The organism is Succinivibrio sp. (assembly GCF_045124615.1).
Lineage (GTDB): Bacteria > Pseudomonadota > Gammaproteobacteria > Enterobacterales > Succinivibrionaceae > Succinivibrio > Succinivibrio faecicola.
On the sequence record NZ_JBGVMC010000326.1, the window covers coordinates 1 to 21,527 of the forward strand.

At 37.1% G+C, this 21,527-nt stretch carries 19 protein-coding genes and 2 tRNA genes; 4 read left to right on the forward strand and 17 right to left on the reverse strand.

Annotation, left to right across the window (positions count from 1 at the left end):
- Nucleotides 1-113 precede the first annotated feature (113 nt).
- The 4 genes from ACJML3_RS08635 to malE all read right to left on the reverse strand — a co-directional run bounded on the left by ACJML3_RS08635 (nt 114) and on the right by malE (nt 5,480).
- Entirely contained in the window at nt 114-1,265 is a 1,152-nt protein-coding gene (locus tag ACJML3_RS08635) for an ABC transporter ATP-binding protein (protein ID WP_406022386.1), read from the reverse strand.
- 41 nt (nt 1,266-1,306) lie between these two features.
- Nucleotides 1,307-2,545, reverse strand: coding sequence for a maltose ABC transporter permease MalG (gene malG / locus ACJML3_RS08640; RefSeq protein ID WP_406022388.1), 1,239 nt, complete (start codon nt 2,543-2,545; stop codon nt 1,307-1,309).
- A 10-nt stretch (nt 2,546-2,555) separates the two neighbouring features.
- Nucleotides 2,556-4,223 (reverse strand): maltose ABC transporter permease MalF, encoded by a 1,668-nt coding sequence (gene malF / locus ACJML3_RS08645; protein WP_406022390.1) that lies wholly within the window; start codon nt 4,221-4,223, stop codon nt 2,556-2,558.
- A gap of 72 nt (nt 4,224-4,295) precedes the next feature.
- On the reverse strand, nt 4,296-5,480 hold the full coding sequence (gene malE / locus ACJML3_RS08650) for a maltose/maltodextrin ABC transporter substrate-binding protein MalE (protein WP_406022392.1): 1,185 nt from the start codon (nt 5,478-5,480) through the stop codon (nt 4,296-4,298).
- Between the two features lie 352 nt (nt 5,481-5,832).
- Here malE and ACJML3_RS08655 point away from each other — a divergent pair, with 352 nt between their 5' ends.
- A complete protein-coding gene (locus ACJML3_RS08655) occupies nt 5,833-6,306 on the forward strand; it encodes an aminoacyl-tRNA deacylase (protein WP_406022394.1) in 474 nt (157 codons plus the stop codon).
- Nucleotides 6,307-6,406: 100 nt separating this feature from the next.
- On the opposite strand, the gene ACJML3_RS08660 is transcribed toward ACJML3_RS08655, so the two are convergent.
- The 13 genes from ACJML3_RS08660 to ACJML3_RS08720 form a co-directional block, all read right to left on the reverse strand.
- Nucleotides 6,407-8,011 carry a methyl-accepting chemotaxis protein gene (locus ACJML3_RS08660; RefSeq protein WP_406022396.1) on the reverse strand — a complete coding sequence of 535 codons (1,605 nt, stop codon included), beginning with the start codon at nt 8,009-8,011 and terminating at the stop codon, nt 6,407-6,409.
- Nucleotides 8,012-8,288: 277 nt separating this feature from the next.
- On the reverse strand, nt 8,289-8,738 hold the full coding sequence (locus ACJML3_RS08665; protein ID WP_406022398.1) for a metal-dependent transcriptional regulator: 450 nt from the start codon (nt 8,736-8,738) through the stop codon (nt 8,289-8,291).
- 9 nt (nt 8,739-8,747) lie between these two features.
- Complete coding sequence (locus ACJML3_RS08670) at nt 8,748-9,191, reverse strand: transcriptional repressor (RefSeq protein WP_406022400.1); 444 nt, start codon at nt 9,189-9,191, stop codon at nt 8,748-8,750.
- 79 nt (nt 9,192-9,270) lie between these two features.
- Complete coding sequence (locus tag ACJML3_RS08675; protein WP_406022402.1) at nt 9,271-9,717, reverse strand: hypothetical protein; 447 nt, start codon at nt 9,715-9,717, stop codon at nt 9,271-9,273.
- Nucleotides 9,710-10,777, reverse strand: a complete 1,068-nt coding sequence (gene nadA / locus ACJML3_RS08680) for a quinolinate synthase (protein WP_406022404.1) — start codon at nt 10,775-10,777, stop codon at nt 9,710-9,712. Before nadA ends, ACJML3_RS08675 begins: the two co-directional genes overlap by 8 nt.
- 1 nt (nt 10,778) lies before the next feature.
- Nucleotides 10,779-11,309 (reverse strand): hypothetical protein, encoded by a 531-nt coding sequence (locus tag ACJML3_RS08685; RefSeq protein WP_406022406.1) that lies wholly within the window; start codon nt 11,307-11,309, stop codon nt 10,779-10,781.
- A 3-nt stretch (nt 11,310-11,312) separates the two neighbouring features.
- Complete coding sequence (locus tag ACJML3_RS08690) at nt 11,313-13,922, reverse strand: hypothetical protein (protein ID WP_406022408.1); 2,610 nt, start codon at nt 13,920-13,922, stop codon at nt 11,313-11,315.
- Nucleotides 13,923-14,042: 120 nt separating this feature from the next.
- Nucleotides 14,043-15,737 (reverse strand): carbon starvation protein A, encoded by a 1,695-nt coding sequence (locus tag ACJML3_RS08695; RefSeq protein WP_406022410.1) that lies wholly within the window; start codon nt 15,735-15,737, stop codon nt 14,043-14,045.
- A gap of 421 nt (nt 15,738-16,158) precedes the next feature.
- Nucleotides 16,159-16,236, reverse strand: a tRNA-Val gene (locus ACJML3_RS08700).
- Between the two features lie 26 nt (nt 16,237-16,262).
- Nucleotides 16,263-16,340: transfer RNA gene (locus tag ACJML3_RS08705), tRNA-Val, on the reverse strand.
- A 126-nt stretch (nt 16,341-16,466) separates the two neighbouring features.
- Nucleotides 16,467-17,813 (reverse strand): adenosylmethionine--8-amino-7-oxononanoate transaminase, encoded by a 1,347-nt coding sequence (gene bioA, locus ACJML3_RS08710; protein ID WP_406022412.1) that lies wholly within the window; start codon nt 17,811-17,813, stop codon nt 16,467-16,469.
- Nucleotides 17,803-18,477: a dethiobiotin synthase gene (gene bioD, locus ACJML3_RS08715; RefSeq protein ID WP_406022414.1), complete on the reverse strand. Its 675-nt coding sequence runs from the start codon at nt 18,475-18,477 to the stop codon at nt 17,803-17,805. Before bioD ends, bioA begins: the two co-directional genes overlap by 11 nt.
- Before the next feature lie 40 nt (nt 18,478-18,517).
- On the reverse strand, nt 18,518-19,414 hold the full coding sequence (locus ACJML3_RS08720; RefSeq protein WP_406022416.1) for a flagellin: 897 nt from the start codon (nt 19,412-19,414) through the stop codon (nt 18,518-18,520).
- A 484-nt stretch (nt 19,415-19,898) separates the two neighbouring features.
- Here ACJML3_RS08720 and ACJML3_RS08725 point away from each other — a divergent pair, with 484 nt between their 5' ends.
- The 3 genes from ACJML3_RS08725 to ACJML3_RS08735 form a co-directional block, all read left to right on the forward strand.
- Nucleotides 19,899-20,375, forward strand: coding sequence for a hypothetical protein (locus tag ACJML3_RS08725; protein WP_406022418.1), 477 nt, complete (start codon nt 19,899-19,901; stop codon nt 20,373-20,375).
- Nucleotides 20,359-20,889 (forward strand): hypothetical protein, encoded by a 531-nt coding sequence (locus tag ACJML3_RS08730; protein ID WP_406022420.1) that lies wholly within the window; start codon nt 20,359-20,361, stop codon nt 20,887-20,889. The genes ACJML3_RS08725 and ACJML3_RS08730 overlap by 17 nt, the downstream gene beginning before the upstream one ends.
- Nucleotides 20,890-20,906: 17 nt before the next feature.
- Nucleotides 20,907-21,527, forward strand: a 621-nt coding sequence (locus ACJML3_RS08735) for an OB-fold nucleic acid binding domain-containing protein (RefSeq protein WP_406022422.1), incomplete at its 3' end; no start/stop codon positions are given.

Consider the following 21,527-nt stretch of genomic DNA (forward strand, 5'->3'; position numbering starts at 1 on the left):
AAAATAATATGATCTAGACTTGTTTACTAAAAAAAGAGACTTTATTTAATACATACAAAAATGGGAGCCTTTCGGCTCCCAACTTGGCAAATAGACAGATTAGACTGCTGTCATCAGCTTCTCTTGTACACCTGTGTACGAGGGAATGCGATACCTTCAGCATCAAATAAGTAACATGCTGCTGCAGGAATTCCTACGCTGAACTCATCGCCTGCAACTACTTCAAGCTCTGAATCAGACTTAACTGTGAAGTCACTGCCAACCTCTGATGCACCAGAATCCATGTAAACATAGAATTCAGCACCAAGGTTCTCAGTAACGATAACTTTAGCGGTTACCTTACCACCGTCAGCTGCATCAATATTCTTGGTTAATAAGTGCTCTGGACGAACACCAAGAACAATGCTGTCACCAACCTTACCACGAGTTGCATTTACGCAAGCGGTAACCTTTTCACCAGTGATTAACTTAACAGTACACTTCTCCTCGCTGATACTTACGATTTCACCCTTTAAGAAGTTCATCTTTGGTGAACCGATGAAGCCAGCTACGAATAAGTTAACTGGGTGGTTGTATAACTCAAGTGGTGAACCGAACTGCTCAAGATTAGACTCTGCACTTGGACGTAATGGGCTTAATACGCAGATCTTGTCAGCTAAAGTCATAGCTTCAACCTGATCGTGGGTAACGTAAATGATGGTAGCATTTAATTCCTGATGTAACTTTGCAATCTCAAGACGCATCTTAACACGTAAAGCAGCATCAAGGTTTGATAAAGGCTCATCGAATAAGAATACTGATGGATTCTGAACGATACAACGACCGATAGCAACACGCTGTCTCTGACCACCTGATAAAGCCTTTGGTTTACGCTCTAAGAAAGCCTCAAGACCTAAAACATCAGCAGCCTGAACTACTCTTCTTAGGATCTCTTTTTTGTCCATGTGCTTTAACTTTAGACCGAAAGCCATGTTATCAAATACGGTCATGTGTGGATAAAGAGCATATGACTGGAACACCATACCGATGTTACGCTCTGAAGGAGGAACATCATTTACTCTCTTACCGTCGATAAGTAAATCACCATCGGTAATATCCTCTAAACCTGCGATCATACGTAAAAGAGTTGACTTACCGCAGCCTGATGGACCAACGAAAACGATGAAGTCACCATCTTTAATATCTAAGTTAATGTTACGTAATGTATCCTTAAGGATAGCTGGGTTATAGTTTTTTCTAACTTTACTTAATAAAACTTCTGCCATTTTATTTACACTCTTAAAATTCTTTCAAATAAATCTACTTATTAGCCCTTAACACCACCAGCAGTTAAACCGCCTACTAACCAGCGCTGAGCCAGTAAGAATACGATGGTAATTGGAAGACCTGACAGCACAGCTGCAGCTGCGAAGTCACCCCACAGATAGTTCTGTGGATACAGGTACTGCTGTGAACCTACAGCTAAGGTTAACTCATTCATGTCAAGTAACAGAACTGATGCTACAGGAACTTCAGTAATGGTGCTGATGAATGCAAGAATGAACACAACAGCTAAGATAGGTACTGACAGTGGTAACAGAATTAATCTGAATGCCTGCCATGGAGTTGCACCATCAATAGCAGCTGCTTCTTCTAGTGAAGCATCGATTGTTTCAAAGTAACCCTTGATAGTCCAAATGTGCAGTGCAATACCACCCATATATGAAAGGATCAGACCACCGTGAGTGTTCAGACCTAACCATGGAATGTACTCGCCAATCTTGTCAAAGAGTGCGTAGATAGCAACTAAAGCAAGCACAGCAGGGAACATCTGGAAAATCAGCATACCGTTTAAGATTACAGTCTTACCCTTGAACTTCATACGAGCGAAAGCATAAGCAGAAGTTGTTGATAAGCAGATAATCAAGAATGCAGTAATGAAAGCAACCTTAATTGAGTTCCATAACCACAGTAATACTGGGAATGGAGGAGGAATAATCTTCTCCTTATAGATACCATATGAGGTGCCTTCCTTGTCGTTCTTATCGATGAAGTACTGAACTGCATCAGAACCTTCACCAAGCTTCATAGCTAATACTGACTCTAAAACAGCATTATGCTCTTTAGCAGTTGCAGCATCAGCAAACTGAGCTGACTCAGCATCAGAAGTCTGAGTATAGCAGTTAACAACGTAAGGAACATCTGCTGATGCCTTTGCCTTAACGTCGCTAATAGAGAATGGCTCAGTTACATAATTTCTGAAGCTTGAATCATCATCAGATCTAACAAGGATCTGATATTTACCATCATCAGTCTCAACATAGTCAATTGTTGCACCGGTAACACGGTTTAACTGACGAACATTGAAACCTAAAGCAAGTCTCCAGTGATCTAATGTAGATGTAGCAGCTGAAGGAATAATGTCACCCACAGAGAAGTTACCCTGACGGAATGAAATAGCTACAATCATTAGCAGAGGAAACATAATTGTGCATAAGAAGGCTAAAATAAATGTATGTGCAGCAGCCTTTCTATACTTTAATGATTTTGGTTGTACAATTGCCATTTTCTATCTCCTAACGCTGTGCCTGGCTGTTCTTGGTTAAGCGTAACTGTAACAAGCTTAATAGACCAACCATAACGAAGATCATAGTAGCAACAGCTGCAGCTAGACCGTAGTCATTACCCTTACCACCCTCGAAAGCGATACGATATGTAAAGCTTACTAAGAGATCGGTGTAACCAGCAGGAGCCTCGGTAGCCTCGATAATGTCAGGACCACCACCAGTTAATAACTGAATCAGAACGAAGTTATTGAAGTTAAATGCGAATGATGCAATTAACAATGGAGCTAAAGGTCTGATTAGTAATGGTAATGTAATCTTTGTTAGGTTCTGCAGTGGAGTTGCACCTTCAATTGCAGTAGCCTCGTAAAGATCGTCTGGGATAGACTTTAAAAGACCCATACATAGAATCATCATGTAAGGATAACCTAACCATGCGTTTACCATTAAGATCATTGCGCGAGCTGCCCAAGGATCAGTAAACCACTCGATAGGAGTCCACTGTGCACCGAATAGATTATATAAAGGTGCCATCACGATGTTTAAGAATACATTTAATTCACCGAAGTTCTGGTTGAATAAACCTTTGAAAACCAGAATTGAGATGAATGATGGTACAGCGTATGGAAGAATTAAGAACACACGATAGATGCCCTTGAAACGTAAGAACTCCCACTGTACTAAACAAGCAAGCAGCATACCGATTGCAAGAGTAATGAATACTGTAAAGCCTGAGAAGAATACAGTCCATAAGAAGATCTGGATGAATGGCATACGAATGCTTTCGTTGCTTAAGAACTTAATATAGTTCTTTAAGCCTACGCTAACCTTGAAGCCAGGAGAGAACTCTTCACCGAATAACTCGCCCTTCTCATTAGCATACTGATAGTAACCAGTATCGCCATTTGGCATGAATAACTGCTTAGTTTCGTTATCCCATAATACGTTCTTTGAATCAACAACAAAACCGTTATCAGCTTTCTCACCAACTTTTAATTCTTTAAACTTTTCACTCTGTGCTGAGAACTGGCGGATACCGCTCATTGATAACTTGATTTGTGATTCAGGTACTAAAAGAACAAGGCTCTTTAAGTTGTTACGCAGAGGCATTAAATCCTTCATTGGAAGTAACTTGCCTTCTGGCTGCTGTGTAGCAGCAACTAGCTTAAGCTCTGTTACCTTACCCTGGTTTGCGTTTGCTGTTAACTTAGAATCTTTTAAGTTAATAGCACTCTCAAGAGAATAGGCAACATCACCCTGGGTCAGGTAAATATTGCACATATTGTCTTCAGTTGCGAAGATCTTGTATGCAAAGTCACCACCTTCTGACTTGTAGGTCTTCTGCATATGGAATGCTTTTGCAGACTCTACGGTCATTACGTGAGCGCCTGAATAGTTTGTGAATGAAATCCACAAAGTATAGATTAGAGGGAAGATAATGAATGCACTCATACCTGCCACACTTGGGAAAGCATAGCGTTGAGCATACATTTTCTTACTTACGAAGATGTAAACACCAGCACCAACAAGAACAAGATCCAAAAGAGGATATGCAATATCACCGTTTGAATACATGCAGATGTCGGCATAAAGGTTTACTAACACAATTAAAGCAACTACAGTCCACTTAAGCAGAGCTTTAGGACCAAGTTTCAAATTATGCATTGCTGACAGTTCCATGTCCAATTCCTAATTTGCCAAACAAAAAAAAAGAAGCCCTTGCACTAGACAAGGGCTAGTTTAAAGAAATTATTATTCGCTTAAGATACGCTTAGCTGCAACTGAGGTAGCCTCATCTACAGACTGACGACCTGAAGTGATGTTCTTAAGAGCAGTCTCGAATGATGACCAGAACTTGCTCATCTCAGGTACTGCAGGCATTGGGTCACCGTTAGATGCGTTAACCTTAGTAGCTGCAATACGTGGATCCTTGTCTAACTTAGCCTGGAAGCTGTTTAAAGCTGCTACGCCAATTGACTTGTCATTGTTAACTGCTTCTAAACCAGCGTCGGTTAATAAGTACTCTTCTAAGAACTGTACTGCTAAGTCCTTGTTAGGTGAAGCTGAGTTTAAAGCCATAGCTGTAACACCAACGAAAGCCTTTGAATCCTTACCACCTAACTTAGGTAACTTGTAAACTGAGAAGTCAACCTTAGCCTGGTCATAGTTTGGCCAGCCCCATGGGCCGTTGATGATACATGCTGCCTTACCCTTGGTGAACTGAGCTTCCATAACACCGTAATCAGCACCCTTATCGGTATAACCGTTGTTGATTAAGTCAGCAACGAACTGTAAACCTGCCTTTGCACCAGCATTTGCAACACCGGTATCCTTAACATCATAGCCGCCATCGATCTTCTTGAATGCGTAGCCACCCTGAGCTGATAAGAATGGGTATGAGAAGTATGGAGTTGCATAAGCCCAGATGATTGGCTTAACACCGTCTTTCTTTAAGGTGTCGCCTAACTTTACTAAATCTTCAAAGTTCTCTGGAGCCTTCTTAACAAACTTGTTGTTACAGATTAAGCTGATTGCTTCGATAGCTACTGGGTAACCTACGATCTTACCGTTAACGGTAACTGCATCCCAACCTACCTTAGCAAACTTTGCCTTGTACTCTTCTGATGGAGTTACAGGAGCAATTAAACCTGCCTGTGCCCACTCGCCGAAACGGTCGTGAGCCCACATGATGATATCAGGACCATTCTGAGTTGCAGCAGTCTGCTGGAACTTAACTTCAACCTGATCTGGGTGAGCAACTGTTACCTTGATACCGGTATCAGCAGTGAACTTCTCACCAACTTTAGCAATACCGTTGTAACCCTTATCACCGTTAACCCAAATTGTTAACTGATCCTTTTCAATGGCTGCATTTGCTGAAATTGATGCGCCTAAAGTTAAAGCACCGATTAATGAAGCCAGAATTGTTTTCTTCATAAAAAATGTCCTTACAAATATCACTTATGTATGTTATTAGAAATAGTCATTTCTAGTTGTTAAAAGGCACTAGGCCTTAGTTTTTGAACAACCTACATGTCGGTCATTCAGTAGGTGTCATTTTATAGATTTAACAATGCAAAGTTCAAGCATATTTTTAAAATTAACCCGTTTTATAGACTGTTTTTATTTAAAAATGTGACTAATAACAGATCTTTTGCACAAACTTTTTTTGTTAATAATAGTTATTGTTGCCATATTATAGCCCGATTTGAAACTATTTTGGGCTATTTGGTATAAAATGAACATCTAAATATATACAATTTTAAACTTACGAAAAATGAGGATCGCAATGCTGACACCAGCCGTAAAATATCTAAAGGATCACAAAATTAAATTCAAAGAATATGAGTATGAATGTACAGTTGATCACGACTATGGCAAATTTGCGGCAAAAGCACTAAATCTAAATCCAAAAATGGTTTACAAATCCATAGTGCTTGTCTTTGAAAAAACATTCATTACTGCAGTGACTCCTGTTGATGCAATGATTTCTTTAAAAAGTGCTGCAAGATTACTAAAACTCAAGTCACTTGAAATAGCAAGTCCACAGGATGCTCAAAGAATAACAGGATATGTTATAGGAGGTTTAAGTCCGTTTGGTCAGAAAAGACAGACAAAGATCCTTTTGTGTCAGAGTGCATTAGAGTTTGATGAAATTTTAGTTTCAGGTGGCAGACGCGGATATAGTGTAGGTATAAATCCAAACGATCTTGTAAGTGCTACAAATGCAACTGTAGGTGATTTTCTTGATCACAAAAGCTAATTAAAATCAGTTCGTTGCATATATAAAAATACTCTGCTCTAAAAATACATCAGCACCAAAAAGGTGCTGATGCAGTATTAAAAACAAGATTTTAAAAGTATTAAACATAGAATCTTGAAACAACACTTAAAAGTCTGCCGATTTCAACATTGGTTCTGTTAATCTGCTTTTCAACAGCCTTAATTTCCTTATATAGGCCATCAGATCCTTCTGTGATTGATTTCATATTCATTGAGATATTCGATGTTGATCTTATCTGCTGTTTTGCAGCATGAGAAATCTCTGTTATCTGTCTGTTAACATTATCTACCTTTGAGATAACACCATCAAGGATCTCATTTAGCTGACCTGACTGTTCTGAGATGCTGTCCATTTCCTTTACAGAGTCCTGAGTAGCCTCGTTTGCAGCCACCGCATCTGACTGAACCTGTGTCACCATATCAGTGATCTTCTGAGTCGATTTACTTGTTCTTGAAGCAAGTGATCGGACCTCATCTGCAACCACAGCAAAACCCTTACCTGCAGATCCAGCTCTAGCAGCTTCAATTGCAGCATTAAGAGCTAATAGATTTGTCTGATTTGCAATATCATCAATAGCACTTACAATATCACCAATTGCAATTGCTCTTTCTGATAGTTTTGATACAAGTAGAGCATCATGCTTTGACTTCTCAATCTGCAAATTCAGTCTTTCAATTGTCTGATTTACTCTTGCTATACCGTTTTGTGTATCCTGTGATGTTTCATCAGATGTATTAGATGCATCAGAACAGTTATGAGCAATTTCCTGAGTTGTATTAACCATTAACTCAGATGCATCAAAAACGGTCTTTGAATAATCCTGATTTTCTGTTGCAGTTTCCTCAATCTGTGTTGATGAATCCTGAAGTCTGCTCATATATTTTGAAATATTCAGACTTACTTCCTTAATTAAAATTACATTTTCATACCAGGATGCTCTCATTTTTTCCATTGCCATTAGCAGTGGCAGGAACTCATCATGGCGCTTAATCTTAATTTCGTTATGAAGATGTCCTGAAGCTAAGGAATTTGCAACCTTAATAGCAGCATTAATTGAGCTTACAATCAGTCTTGGCATCTGTATAACTACTATAAAGGCACAGATAATCTCAAATAAAATAACCACAATAGAACTTACAAATGGTGTGTTGCTGTTTAAAACATCAAGTTTCTCATTAACAATATGTAACTGCTGTGTATTAATCTTTGAAATATTTGTCTGCACTGTCAGAATAAGAGGCAGCATGCTTGTATAGTAGATGTCCTTTGCAACATCACTTTCACCAGATGTACTCTTTTGAACAATACTCTCGGATAAAGATAGGTATTTTGAAACAGAACTCTTGATTGCTTCAACTTCTGTAGGATATCTTGCAGTCTGCAACTTGTCAGTAGCATACTTTAAATTATCAGAAAGATTTTTGACTTTTTTTAGTGTCTGCTCATCAGTCTTCTTGCTTACTGCAACTTCCCCTAAAATAGTATGAAGATTCAAGAAATAATCAGATGTGTTCTTTACCTTTATGTAACGTTCATCTAAGGTAACATGAGCTTCACTTACAACCTTGCCATTTACAAGAGACATATAAAGACAGATGTAACCTAATCCGATTGATGCGAAAATAAGCATCAGATAGGAAAAAATCATTTTCTGTTTTATGGAAAAACGTTCTAGGAATCTCATACCACACCTATGCAGCCTTGTCTTGTATAGTACTTAAGTGGATCAAATTAAATATCGAAGGAATTTTTATACAACTTAAGCAGTTAATATAAAATTGACGATTAAGATCGCACTTTTTTTTTTATTATTCTCAACATACATATCTAAAAATATGGATGCAACTGATTGATACTATATACAATTAGGCTCTTTTCTCTAAAGATCTAATTCACAAAATTGATATTTGAATCAATTTTTCTGGCAATGAGCAAATCTTCTTTGAGAAAATGGATAGGTATTATACGATGTCGTTCTTTTTTAGATATTCAATAATACCATTCATGGTATGTTCAGAAATCACATGCTCTACCCTGCATGCATCTGACTCTGCAATATCTGAAGGAACATTGGCTATATGTTTAAAAAATACAGTAAGATACTGATGTCTTTTAAAGATTTTTTCAGCAAGTGCACGACCTTCCTTAGTAAACTCAATATCACCTGCAAGCTCTACACTTATATATCCGCGCTCTTTTAAAAGACTAAGTCCACGAGAAACACTTGGTCTACTTAACCCAAGTTCATTAGCAACGTCAACAGCTCTTACAAGACCGTTTTCTCTGCGTTCTTTTATCACATAAATTGCTTCAAGGTAAGTTTCACCTGATTCTGCTAATTCTCCTGCCTTTTTTTGAACAGACTCAGGGACTGCATCAAGTACTGATGGTGCACTCTTTATTTGTTCCATTATGTGATCCTAGAATATTTGTATATTTATTTTATCGCCTACTAATGAGAGTTTAATATTCTCTTCAGCTTTAATTTTTCCGCTAGTCATCAGGCCCTGCTTTATTAAAGCTGCAAGTTCCTGAGTTGAACCTTCTTTTTTAATTATGTTACCAGTTTTATCCTTTAAAGTACCAAGTTTTGGCTCTACATTCTGCATGCCAAGATTTCTGGCCTTTGATATGACACCAATCTGCTCAAGACGGTTGATGAGACGATAAACAGTGGCAATTCCAAGATCAGGAACATATTCCTTTGCCTCATACCATAGCTCTTTTGGAGAGGTACATTTGCTTGAGGTTAGAATTTCAATAATATGTCGACGCTGAATAGTCATTCTAAGACCGCTCTGCTCGAGTTTTCTTATTGTATCTTCTGTCAGTGCATCAACACTGTATTTCTCGTTCTCATCCATAGATATCTTCTTCCTGTATAGGTTCTATATATAGAAGATGTGGTCTAACATTATGAATTTCAAGTATTATTACAAAATTCTAATTAGACATCAAAAAGCCTATTGTGAAAATACAGAACAGAATCACGCCAATAACCTTGAGTACAAAAGACATCTTTTTTGAATTGCTCTGGTTTTTCACATAACGGTCTATTTCATAATGGCTAAGCATATTCTCAAGATCGTCTCTTGAATACTCACCATTATCATCCTTTTTTGCTGCAAGACAGACTTTTCCTGTGGCCTCATACATCTGGATGGAAAAACCAATTGAATTTCTTTCAAATGGTTTTACTTTTACATCTTTGACACAGTTTCCACCAAAGGACAGAGCTTTTGATATGAGCTTGTCCTTTGCTCCCTGTGCAGAACGATGCTCCTCACATATGAGCTTATCTGAACAGTCAATAAGCTCATACTCACTGTTTGTTTCATCGTATATGCCATTCTCTATTTCAAGAGAATATCTTATTTGACGATCACTCAAGTGTTATTTTTCCTTCTTTAAGATCTCTTGAGAAATCAAGCATTCTTTCAAGAGGTTTTAATGCACCTAATCTTATGTCCTCGTCTACAGACAGTTCATGAGATTTAGGATCATTGAGTGCAGCAATAAGTTTTTCAAGGGTATTAAGTTCCATCCAAGGACAGTTAGCACAGCTTATGCAGTGCCCTTTTGTACTTGCCACTGGAGCTTCAATGAATTTCTTATCTTTGCAAGCAAGTGAGAGTTTATAAAAAATATTCCTCTCAGTAGCAATAATAAATTCTTTTGCAGAAGATTGTTTTGCAAAAGCAAGAATTTGTGAAGTAGAACCTACATAATCTGCTTTTGCAACCACACTAGCAGGAGCCTCAGGATGAACTAAAACAAGCGCATCTTTATGGTCTTTCTTTACAAAATCAAGGGCATTGGCCTCAAAAGCATCATGCACAATACAGCGTCCAGGCCAGCAGTAAATATCAGAATCAGACATATTGGCAATATATGAACCAAGATGACGATCAGGAACCCATAAAATTGTCTTTTTTTGCTGTGTCAGATACTTGCCAAGCTCTACAGCAAGTGATGATGTAACAATCCAGTCAGCCTGAGCCTTAACAGCAGCAGATGTATTTGCATATGCAACTACAACAGCATCCTTTACAGATGCCTTTACTCTTTTTAAATCCTCAACATTGCAGCATAAATCAAGTGAACACTCTGCTAATAGATCTGGCATGATAACTGTTTTTTCAGGAGATAGGATCTTTGCAGTTTCTCCCATAAAGCGCACACCTGCAACTAAAATCAGTTTTTTATCAGAATCTCTTCCTTTTCTTGCCATCTCAAGAGAATCACCGATAAATCCGCCAGAAGCCTCGCAAAGACGCTGCATTGTTTCAGATGTATAGTAGTGAGCAATTAAAAGTGCATCCTTTTGCTTTATTAGCTCTAAAGCCTTATCAAAAAGCATGTCGTCTTTTATCTTCTGCTCTCTTGTTAATCTGTCTGGTAAATCAAAAGTCTCTGGTATAGAGACATTATCAATCATATGTAATGACATTTTATCCAATCCTGAAATTAAGTTCTTTTGCGCCAGCCTTTATCATGGCTTCGTTAATATTATCTTTTTGAGTATTAAACTCTCTTATCCTTTTAGTGATCTCTTTACAGTCAAGAGTAAGCTCTACGTCCGACTCAAGGTAATCATTTAAAGCATCATAAGATGTATAGCTGTCTGAATTGACAGGACCTACACCTGCAATTAAAGACGGTAAAAGACAGTCAAGATGCTCTGCCTTTTTAAGTACAGTCACCAAAAAGTCCAGACCAGCAAAATCCTTTAAAGTAAATGAAAAGATATCCTGTTCTTGTACATCAAAGCTATCAAAGATAGAAAACTCATCACCCAAAACAGCAGCTTCATGCTCGATGACATATTCTTTATCTTTGTAAAAAAGAGTTCCTGCACAGCCATTTGATGAAAATGCAAGTGATATGATTTTCATTAGTTTTGACAGATTATACTCTCCGTCCACACTTAACAGACGCCATGCTCTTGTATTTTGAATCTGTATTTTCAGAAGATACTGCATATTTTACTGAGTGACGCTTAAGATCACTACGTCCTCTTTTGTATTTTGATCATCAGCTTCCTTTGATTTAACGGAAGTATTTTTTTGTTTAATAATATCAGAAAAATCAGTCTGTTTGAGAAGATATGAAAGAGGATCTTCTGCGTTTGCAGCCTTATTTATCTCATAAAGAAAATTATCATAGTCACACTCAAGAGTATATGCTCTTATACAGTGAAGTGCCTTTGCCTTAATAAAATGAAGAGTTCTTTCATCCATTTGTGAAAGCGTATCTAATAGGGCGTGCGTAGTCTTTGTATAGAATGTAATTACATTCTTATCACCGGTTTTAAGTGATTTGGTTGCACCTAGTGAGAGTAAAAGTGAGTAAGAATTTAAAACAGATTCACTACTGCTCTTTATTGTATTTAGACCTTTTGCACTCTTTACACCTATTACATCCATTATCTGTGAGGATACAATATTGTAAAGACAGATCTGCTCAAGTTCGGTTGTACCATGTCTTAAGCTGAACATTAGAGCTTCACTTAGTTTTTTTACTTCCTCATAATGAGGATCCTGTCTGTTAGTTACCTCACTGTCGACACTGTAAATTTTCCTTAAAGCTCCAAATGAATTTAAATTAGTCGGAATTGATGGTGGGAACAGCCAGTCACTCTTAAACGATCTGGTATAAAAATCCATATATTCATCAACTGAAGATCCGACTCCAAGCTTTAGAGATCGCTGAATATATTCAGCAATCTTTATATGGTTTTCAGGAAGCAGTGTTGAGTTTTTATAAAACTCAATCATAAGGACACATGCAGTTGAGCTTACAGCTGACAGTGACTCGATTTTCTCAACTATTTTCATATAGGGAAGAGGATTATACTTATCTTCATCTCTCTCTGAAGCAAGCTCTCTGTATGCATCAGGAATTACATATTCAGATGCAAGTCTTAAATAGGTATATGCCAAAGGCTGATTTGATTCCTTATAAGCTGAGTACAAGAGCATGAATCCTGCAACAACACCATAGGATATAGCAATTTGAGCATTGACAATACACTGCTCATAATTCTTTTCAAGATAGTAGTCTACAGCAAGATTAAGATAGCCAAAACCACAGCCGTCCTTTGCTGGCTTTTTCCAAAATTCAGTACCACTTGTATCTTTTGACATGCTTTTTTGTTTTGTTGCAAGTATAAATGAAGCTTCAGTCATACCGGCATCAGACATTCTCTTTAAAAGCTCATCTTCCTTTTCAAGATCAAATTCGCTGAATGAAGAGAAAATATTAAGACAGTCAAGTGCGAACAAGCCGCCTTTTTTTGCATTAGTTACCAAAAGGTCTGCAAAGATTTTCAGCGGTTCATCTGGAGTTTTTGCTCTTGGCTTAGATAAGTGATACAGCTCCTTGTAAAAACTGTCAAAAATTGACTCTTCATAAAAGGCGTAACCAAAGAGCATTATTGCAGATAACAGATTTTTATCTTTTTTGTTTTCATTTGCAAGATAACAAATATGAGAGTCGAATTTTGCAAATAAATCAAGTTCGTACAGCTCTTCTCTTGAGCGCTTTTTCAAGAACATACAGCTTGATGCTGTATATTTCAAATATCTAGCAAGACAGTAATTTTCATATGAGCTAAAACCTTCTTGCTCATAGTAGCAAGGATACTCATACAAATTAGGATGCTTGTTTGAATATGATGTATTAAGATAAGCATAAAACAGAGTGAATCTTATCTTAAGAGCACATTTTTCAAGTTTTTGTTCATCAGCACAGTCAAGATTTGAAAAATGAAGCAAAAAAGCCATAAGACATTTGCTATCACCTAAAAAGGCTCCATAGGCAAACCATCTGAATGCTAGCTCCTTATCAAGTGGCAGATATTCTCCATTTAAATAAGCTCTACCTATAAGGAACGCTAACTGCGGTGGCAGACACTCTTTTAAGAGTGCACTGTCCATATTCTCATTTTTATCAACGACACTAAAAGTTCTCAGATAGAAGACTGTAAGTTCAAAGAAGGTATTCAGATCATATCCGTTGCCGACAGAAAGATGCTTATCAGTAAATGACTCTAAAGGAGAGCTTAGCATCTGCAAAAATATATATCTAAAATTAGGATCACCCTTTTGGCAAACTGTATCGACTGCATGAAGCAAAGAAGGATTAATAAGTCTTATGCACAGATCGGATGAATATACATCAGTTGCGTCTGCAGCCTCTGAAATGTAATCGTCTATATCCGAAATCAGATCATTAAAGTAATCTTCATCTAGATTTTTTTTCTCTAAGGATATTGCTGATGGAAGATGAGTACGCAAAAACTGCTTTCTTTTTTGTCTTACATACTTGCAAATAAGGTTATAAGAAGACTTTGAATTGAAATTTACAGCATTAACGAAATGATAGAAAAGATGCTGAGCGCATTTTGCATCGAAAAGTGTACCTTTTGGCAAAGCACTTGAGCTTGAGATTTTTTCTAAAAGCTCATCCTCGGTTATGGTTTTTTCATTAGAATTTTCCTGTATACCAGAAAATGATAATTCAGTTTCATGCAGTAAATTTATTAGATTTTCAAACTGCTCTTTTGAGAATTTATTGTTTTTGCGTCTTTTCATTTTTTATATCTTCAACTGTTTATACAGATTCTAGCAAAGAAAGGAGAAAATGAAAAACGCAAAATCCAGTTAAAAAAAATGCGGCCAAACCTGACCGCATCATTTCATAATATCTGATGTTTATGCTTTCTTAGCTTCTTTAATGTGGTGTGCAATAACACTTACACCTAAAGCTACAAGAAGAGCTGACATAACAACAAGAATAATACCTACAATTACAAGAGTCATATTAGCATTCCATTGCTGATTTATAACCTGCAGAACGCCCCACAGACTCATGATCATCATAAATATCATAGGAATGAATGCAACCAGCCAGTGGGTATTTTTTGAAAGTAACCATAAGCTGATGATTAACAGAGTGATAGCAGACATAAGCTGATTTGATGCACCAAAAATAGGCCATAATGATGCAGCTTCACCTGAAAGAGCAAGTGCCATTGAAAGTACAACAATAACAAATGATGCAATGTACTTATTGATAAACAGCTCTCTTACGATATTAACCTTTACAGGTTTTTGTAAAGAATATTTCTCGTCAGATGTCTGTCTTGGCATAAACAGCTCCTGGCAGATGAAACGGCCAAGTCTTGTTGCTGTATCTAAAGATGTCATCATGAATGCAGAAATTGCAAGAGAGATAAAGGTCTTTGCATATCCAACATCAAGATTTAATGCCTCACAGAATGAAGAGATACCTGTTGCAAATGCTGCAGGTGGGTTCTTTCCAAGCTCAGTGAATACTTCCTTATCCATTGCCATAACAGCAACTAAAGCCATAATACCTACAACACCTTCAATAAGCATTGCGCCATAGCCAATTGGAAGTGCGTCCTTTTCATTCTTCAGCTGTTTTGATGTTGTACCAGATGCTACAAGAGCATGGAAACCTGAACATGCACCACATGCAATGAAGATGAATAAAGCAGGAACGAGTGCAGTTGGTTTGCCAGAGCCTGTTACAGATACAAATCCTTCAAAAGAATTCATCTTGATCTGTGGATTATAGGCAATAATTGAAATTACACCTAAAGCAAGCATTGCATAAAGAAGCCATGAATTTAAATAGTCACGAGGCTGTAACAGATACTGAACTGGCATTACTGATGCTACAAAAATATAAACAGCCAAGATACCAATCCAGACTGATGATACAGACTGAGCTTCAAGATTGAATGCGCTCTGAATGTTGAATGGATAATACTGACCTACGTATACACCGACAAATACCAGAGGAACAAATACAAATGAAGCCTTGAACAGAGAAACTGAACATTTACCTGTCACAAGAGCGAATAATGGAGCTAACAGAATAAAGATAATTGATGATGTTGCAACCTCTGGGAATTTTGCAAAGAGTCCTGCAATAAGAAGAGTGAAAATAGCAACAACAAGTAAAAGACATAAGAAGCAGAATGATAAGAACAGCTGTCTGCCAGTAATACCAAGCATCTTTTCCATAACATATGAAACAGAGCGACCTTTGTTTCTTATGGAGATTACAAGAGCTGCAAAATCATGGAAAGCACCGACAAACACGCAACCTACGAGGATCCAGATTAAAGCTGGGAGCCAGCCAAAATATGCTGCCATGATTGGACCAACAATAGGACCAGGACCTGCAATTGATGCAAAGTGATGACCGAAAAGCACAGCCTTAGATGTAGGAACATAATCTACGCCGTCAAACTGAGTTTCTGAAGGGGTTGGATTTTTTGGATCAATACTAAAAAGTCTTGATAAAAAGCCACCGTATAAGAAATATGCCACTACAAAGTAGGCAAGACATATACAGAATAACAAACTGCCTGTCATGATATCTCCTGATATATTCTTTCAAGGTAATAATATTTTTAAGGCTATTATTAGCAATAAAATTACATAGTCAATCACGATAATGGTACAAAACAGGGCTTTTTATGCGTTTTGATGGTATTTTAAAATAAATGTATTTATTAACTTATTGAAATATAAAGATTTCTAATACTTTGTTTTTCAGAAAACGCAACATAATAATTTTTATCTTGCAAAATTTAACGCACATTTATTGTGCATTTTTTATCAATATTTTGAGGAGACAAAAAAAATATAAATGAAACACTTTGATTAACGAAAGGAGCTGAAAACCACTTTGATTTTTCATGGTAGATAGGCTTTTTATGGCACAAAGAAAATGTCAGACAATAATAGATTAGAAAAAATGTGGGCATAAAAAAAGCAACCATCGGTTGCTTCGTGGTGGATGCTATAGGACTCGAACCTATGACCCTCTGCTTGTAAGGCAGATGCTCTAACCAGACTGAGCTAAGCATCCAAATTTCAAATTTTTCTGCTTCTAAATGGTGGATGCTATAGGACTCGAACCTATGACCCTCTGCTTGTAAGGCAGATGCTCTAACCAGACTGAGCTAAGCATCCATTCAGAAAGTGAGTGCATTATAGTAGTTTGTTTTGTCTCTTGCAAGTGCAATTTGTAAAAAAATATTTACAAAACAGAAAAATGCACTCTCTTTTTGCTTATTTAAGCCATTTTAAAAGAATGAATTATTTTATCTTTTCAATGTTAAAAAAGATAACTTCCTGTGCTATATCAAGAGCCTTTGTTAAAGTATCTCTATCAATATTCAAAGGAGGATTAAAATATAGAATATCTCCAATAGGTCTTAAAAGTAAGCCATTTTTCATAGCATCCTGATAGATTCTGTAACCTAAACGAAGCTTTGAATCAAATGATTCTTTTGTGTCTCTATCCTTAACTATTTCAATAGCATTGATAAGACCTATGTGTCTGTGTTGCCCGATATTCTCATGACTTGCAAATCTTTTTTTAAACTCGTCTGACAGCCATTTTGCATTTTCTGAAGCCTGAGTTACTACACTACCTTCATTTAGAATATCTAAAACAGTATTTGCTGCAGCACAGGCTAAAGGATTACCTGCATAGGTGTGAGAATGAACAAAAGCCTTCATTTGACTGTAGTCAGCATAGAATGCCTTATATACCTCATGTGTTGTACATACAACAGACATAGGCATATAACCGCCAGTAATTGCCTTTGACAGACACATGATATCTGGTGTGATACCAGCATGATCGCAGGCAAACATTTTTCCTGTTCTAAAAAAGCCTGTTGCTATCTCGTCTGCTATAAAAAGAACGCCATATTCTTTACACAGATCATAAAGCCCCTTTAGATACTCTTTTGGGTAAATGCGCATACCAGCAGCACCCTGTAAAATTGGCTCAACTATAAGAGCGCATAGCTCATGACCGTGTTTTTCAAAGAGTTTTCTTGCTTGTAGAAGAGTAGATTCAACATCAGTATTTCTGTACATGTCAGGAACAGGAATATGAATATTATCCATCATCATAGGCTTGTAAATCTTTGAATAAAGATCCATTGCACCTACAGAGAGAGCTCCTATGGTTTCACCATGATAGTCCTCATCAAGACATGCAAAGCGAACTCTTTTTGTCTGCCCTATCTGATGCTGATACTGAAAAGCAATTTTAAGAGCCATTTCAACACTTGATGATCCATTATCAGCAAAATTGAAATGCTCTATTCCCTTTGGAACGATCTTAAGGAGCTTTTCTACAAGTTCTATAGCTTTTGGATGTGTGAAATTTGCAAAAATCACATGCTCAAGCTCAAAAAGCTGCTTGCTTACAGAAGATGAAATCTTATCATTACAGTGACCTAATAGATTACACCACCAGGAACTTACAATATCGATGATTTCCCTATTATCCTGAGTATAAAGAATACATCCTTTTGCTTTTGCAACCTCAATAGGTGGAAATGATTCATAATCCTTCATCTGAGCAGCAGGATGCCAGATATGAGCTCTGTCAAAATCAGCTCTTTGTTTTATTTCATTAGCATTCATCAAAGTAATCTTCCATATTCTTATATCGCATATTAAGTTCCATTGAATTTTTGTGAACCACTGCGATGACTTTGTTTTGTGTAATCTTCTCGACCATAACAAGATTATCCTCATGCATGATATTGCTAGGCTCAAAATTGTTGAGAATAACGCCCTGAACCTTTATTCCATGCTCTTTTAGATAAAATACTGTTAAAACAGTATGATTGATGGTGCCAAGACCTGCATCTGCAACTACAACACAAGGAAGATTAAGCTCCTTTATGATGTCCTCATACATGATCTTTTTATTATCCTCATAAACTACAGGACAAATAATTCCACCAGCTCCTTCAGATAGTACATACTCATAGCTTTGCTTTAATGAATTAAATGCTTCTTTTATCTTTTCCATTGATGCAAAGCGATTTTCAAGCCTTGCTGCAAGATGTGGAGATAAAGGTCTTTGATAAAGATATGACAAAAGTGTATTTTCATTCTGCAAAAGACCTGCACTTTCATGAACAAATCCTGCATCGGATGTTTTTACACTTTTTGCACCACTGACTGCTGCCTTGTAGTAGGCAAGATTGAGATCTTTTTTTCTAAGATAGCGGGCAATCGCCGCACTGACATGGGTTTTACCGATATCTGTACCGGTACCTGTAACAAATAATCCTTTCATACAATATCCTTTGATTTTGGATATTGTAACACCAAAGAATTTATCCTTGCAGTAAAGATAGAATTATTGACTTACTCTGCATAATTCTTGGCATTAAGGATGCGCATACCTGCTGCTGAACGGTAAGCCTTGCAAGATTTGCTGCCTCTTCAGCATAGTCTGTATCGCGTATTCTTGATCTTGCATCTGATAGATTTTCCTCCATAACACCATTTAGTCTTATGACACTTTCAAATCTGTTCTGAATACCACCAAGCTTGCCTCTGTATGAATCAATATTGCCTATATATTTATCAATATCCTTTAGCAGATCCTGAGCATTTTGTGCAGATGTTAAGGAAAAAGATACTTGTCCATTAGCATCCTTCTTCACGAAACTTGCTGAGCTTAAATTTAAAGCTGTACATAAACCAGATAATGAGAATCCGTTTTCTGTACCAGGAATTGAAATAACATCTCCTGCCTGACCTGAAACCTGAATATCAATGTTTCCATTTGCATTGAAAAGGCCGATGTCATTTCTATCAAGAATAGGAGAGCCGGCATATGTGGTCTTTTTTGCAATTCTTGTAATCTCAAGGCAAAGCTGCTTTACCTCTTCATCCATAGTCAATCTTTCAAAGGTTACATATGTACCGTTTGCAGCCTGAAGAGCAAGAACTCTTATTCTCTGAAGCATATTGACGCTTTCGTCTAAAGCGCCTTCCATGCACTGAGCAAGCGCAAGACCGTCATTAGCATTTCTGCTGCCCTGCTTGTAACCGTTTATCTGAGAGGTAAGTCTGTTGGCTATCTGAAAGCCTGCTGGATCATCTTTTGCTGAATTGATTCGAAAACCTGAGGACAGACGCTTGTATACTGTGTCAAGCTGTGATGTCACATTTGACATAGTTCTATTCGCATGCATCAACGATATGTTAGTCAGATACAGCGCCATACCAAGTTCTCTCCGATAGATTATTATTATATTTTTATTGTTTATATACTCTTATCGGTCAAATGAATTTTTACTTGAGAACTTTTTGATTTTTAGGCAATTTTTTACCTTTTATCAGTAATAATTATCATATGCACTAACTAAATACTTGATGCACAAACTCTGTTTTTTCGATCAACTGCACTTTTTTTTGTATTATAATTTTGTATGATATTTATGAATTCTAGCTAAAGCTTAATTCGTAATGATTTTTTCCTAGGTTATGCTTCGCTCTTGCGAAGCATTTTTTTTACTTTTTTTTCTTTTCTGTTCTGATCAGTTCTTTTCATTTTCGATTCATTATTTTTCTTTGACACATACATATTTTCACTTTTATTTTCATTTCATTTAGTAAAAAAGCGTACCTTTTGTAACGTATCATTTGTTCTGCGCCAAAGTTGCGTTATAATATTAAAAATTATTTTCCTACTTTTACAAGATTACTATGAAACTGTTATTTAAGCTTTTTTTACTGTTCTTTTTTGCAATTAACATAAATGCCTGCAGCTCAGTTCCTGAGGGTGCAAGAAAAATGGATATCCGTATTGAGGATCTGTCTTTTGCAAATATCAACAATACTGAAGGCTTTAAAATATGCTTTAACGTGCACCACAGCTCCTTTGAGCCAATGCCTTTAGAACAGATTAAGATTCAGATTTTTGTAAACGGTAAGGAAGCTGCCTTATATACAGACAATAAAAAGAAACTATTACCAAACAGAGTGAACAACCGTTTTGATCTGTTTATCGATGCAAACAAACTATCATCTGTTGCAAAAAACAGTCTGAAAAAGACACCTATGCTTCAGATAAAGGCAAAAGCAATTGTAAGCCTGATTGTTGATGAGGATCTTGATGATCCTGACAGCAAATTCAATCAGAGCGCAGAATTTGAAGGAGTAATTCATGCCTCAGCTAACTAATTCAGAATACAGAAGAAATTCATTTGAACCAAGAATAGCTGTAGTACAGCTCATTTTCGGTGTTATCTATGCATTTGTTACTGTTATTGGTATCTATCTTGCCTTTAAGGTAACACAAGCTGGCGGAAATGCGATTTTACAGTATTTCTTTGTTCTCCTGTTTGCAGTAATGGCAGGTAAATCCTTCTATATTTTTGCAAATACCAGAATTGCTCAGAATACAGGTGTTCATACAACTGCTACAGTTGAGAACATTATTCCTACACATGGCATTACCATCATTGAAGGTCAGCTTAACATGCCTGATGGTACCACACTGCCAATTGAAAGCAGATTTGCAGGCGAGTCTGTAGCACATGAATTAAAAAGATTTTTAGATGACAACAAAACAAAAAAACTCCCAGCTTTACTTGTAAACAAGGATACTAAAAGACCTAAGGGTCAGTTCCTTGTAAAGACAAGAGCAGGTCATCTTAATACAGAATATCTAAACAGTTTGAAAACAAATAAGTAATCGGGAATATAGACATTATGAGTCTTTTAAGTACAAAAGAGATCCTATCAGGAAAAGCTTTGGTAGGACAGGAAGTAACTCTTGCAGGCTGGATCCGTACAAGACGTGATTCAAAGGCAGGTTTCTCATTTTTAGCTGTAAATGACGGTTCAGGTTTTGACAGCGTTCAGGTTATCGCAAACAACACTCTTGAAAACTATGAATCAGACGTTTTAAAACTTACAACATCATGTGGTGTTGTAGTTGACGGTATTGTTCAAGAATCACAAGGCCAGGGCCAGAGCGTTGAGGTTGTAGCAAAGAAGATTGTTGTTACAGGCTTTGTTGAAGATCCTGATACATATCCTATGTCTGCAAAGCGTCACTCAGTTGAATATCTGCGTGAATATGCACACTTAAGACCACGTACAAATCTTATGGGTGCTGTTATGCGTATCCGTAACACTCTTGCATATGCTATCCATTCTTTCTTCCAGCAGAACGGTTTTATGTGGGTTGCAACTCCACTTATCACAGGCTCTGACTGCGAAGGTGCAGGCGAAATGTTCACTGTTACAAACTTTGATCTGAACAATGTACCTAAAGATGACAAGGGCAATGCAGACTTTTCAAAGGATTTCTTCGGTAAGCATACATAT

Excerpts from the sequence above, each read along its gene's own strand:
- ACJML3_RS08730 (WP_406022420.1), top strand. The coding sequence starts at position 20,359 with ATGCCTCAGCTAACTAATTCAGAATACAGAAGAAATTCATTTGAACCA.
- bioA (WP_406022412.1), bottom strand. The coding sequence starts at position 17,813 with ATGAATGCTAATGAAATAAAACAAAGAGCTGATTTTGACAGAGCTCAT.
- ACJML3_RS08660 (WP_406022396.1), bottom strand. The coding sequence starts at position 8,011 with ATGAGATTCCTAGAACGTTTTTCCATAAAACAGAAAATGATTTTTTCC.
- malG (WP_406022388.1), bottom strand. The coding sequence starts at position 2,545 with ATGGCAATTGTACAACCAAAATCATTAAAGTATAGAAAGGCTGCTGCA.
- ACJML3_RS08670 (WP_406022400.1), bottom strand. The coding sequence starts at position 9,191 with ATGGATGAGAACGAGAAATACAGTGTTGATGCACTGACAGAAGATACA.
- ACJML3_RS08720 (WP_406022416.1), bottom strand. The coding sequence starts at position 19,414 with ATGGCGCTGTATCTGACTAACATATCGTTGATGCATGCGAATAGAACT.
- ACJML3_RS08725 (WP_406022418.1), top strand. The coding sequence starts at position 19,899 with ATGAAACTGTTATTTAAGCTTTTTTTACTGTTCTTTTTTGCAATTAAC.
- ACJML3_RS08665 (WP_406022398.1), bottom strand. The coding sequence starts at position 8,738 with ATGGAACAAATAAAGAGTGCACCATCAGTACTTGATGCAGTCCCTGAG.
- malE (WP_406022392.1), bottom strand. The coding sequence starts at position 5,480 with ATGAAGAAAACAATTCTGGCTTCATTAATCGGTGCTTTAACTTTAGGC.
- nadA (WP_406022404.1), bottom strand. The coding sequence starts at position 10,777 with ATGTCATTACATATGATTGATAATGTCTCTATACCAGAGACTTTTGAT.
- ACJML3_RS08635 (WP_406022386.1), bottom strand. The coding sequence starts at position 1,265 with ATGGCAGAAGTTTTATTAAGTAAAGTTAGAAAAAACTATAACCCAGCT.
- ACJML3_RS08685 (WP_406022406.1), bottom strand. The coding sequence starts at position 11,309 with ATGCAGTATCTTCTGAAAATACAGATTCAAAATACAAGAGCATGGCGT.
- ACJML3_RS08695 (WP_406022410.1), bottom strand. The coding sequence starts at position 15,737 with ATGACAGGCAGTTTGTTATTCTGTATATGTCTTGCCTACTTTGTAGTG.
- ACJML3_RS08690 (WP_406022408.1), bottom strand. The coding sequence starts at position 13,922 with ATGAAAAGACGCAAAAACAATAAATTCTCAAAAGAGCAGTTTGAAAAT.
- malF (WP_406022390.1), bottom strand. The coding sequence starts at position 4,223 with ATGGAACTGTCAGCAATGCATAATTTGAAACTTGGTCCTAAAGCTCTG.
- bioD (WP_406022414.1), bottom strand. The coding sequence starts at position 18,477 with ATGAAAGGATTATTTGTTACAGGTACCGGTACAGATATCGGTAAAACC.
- ACJML3_RS08655 (WP_406022394.1), top strand. The coding sequence starts at position 5,833 with ATGCTGACACCAGCCGTAAAATATCTAAAGGATCACAAAATTAAATTC.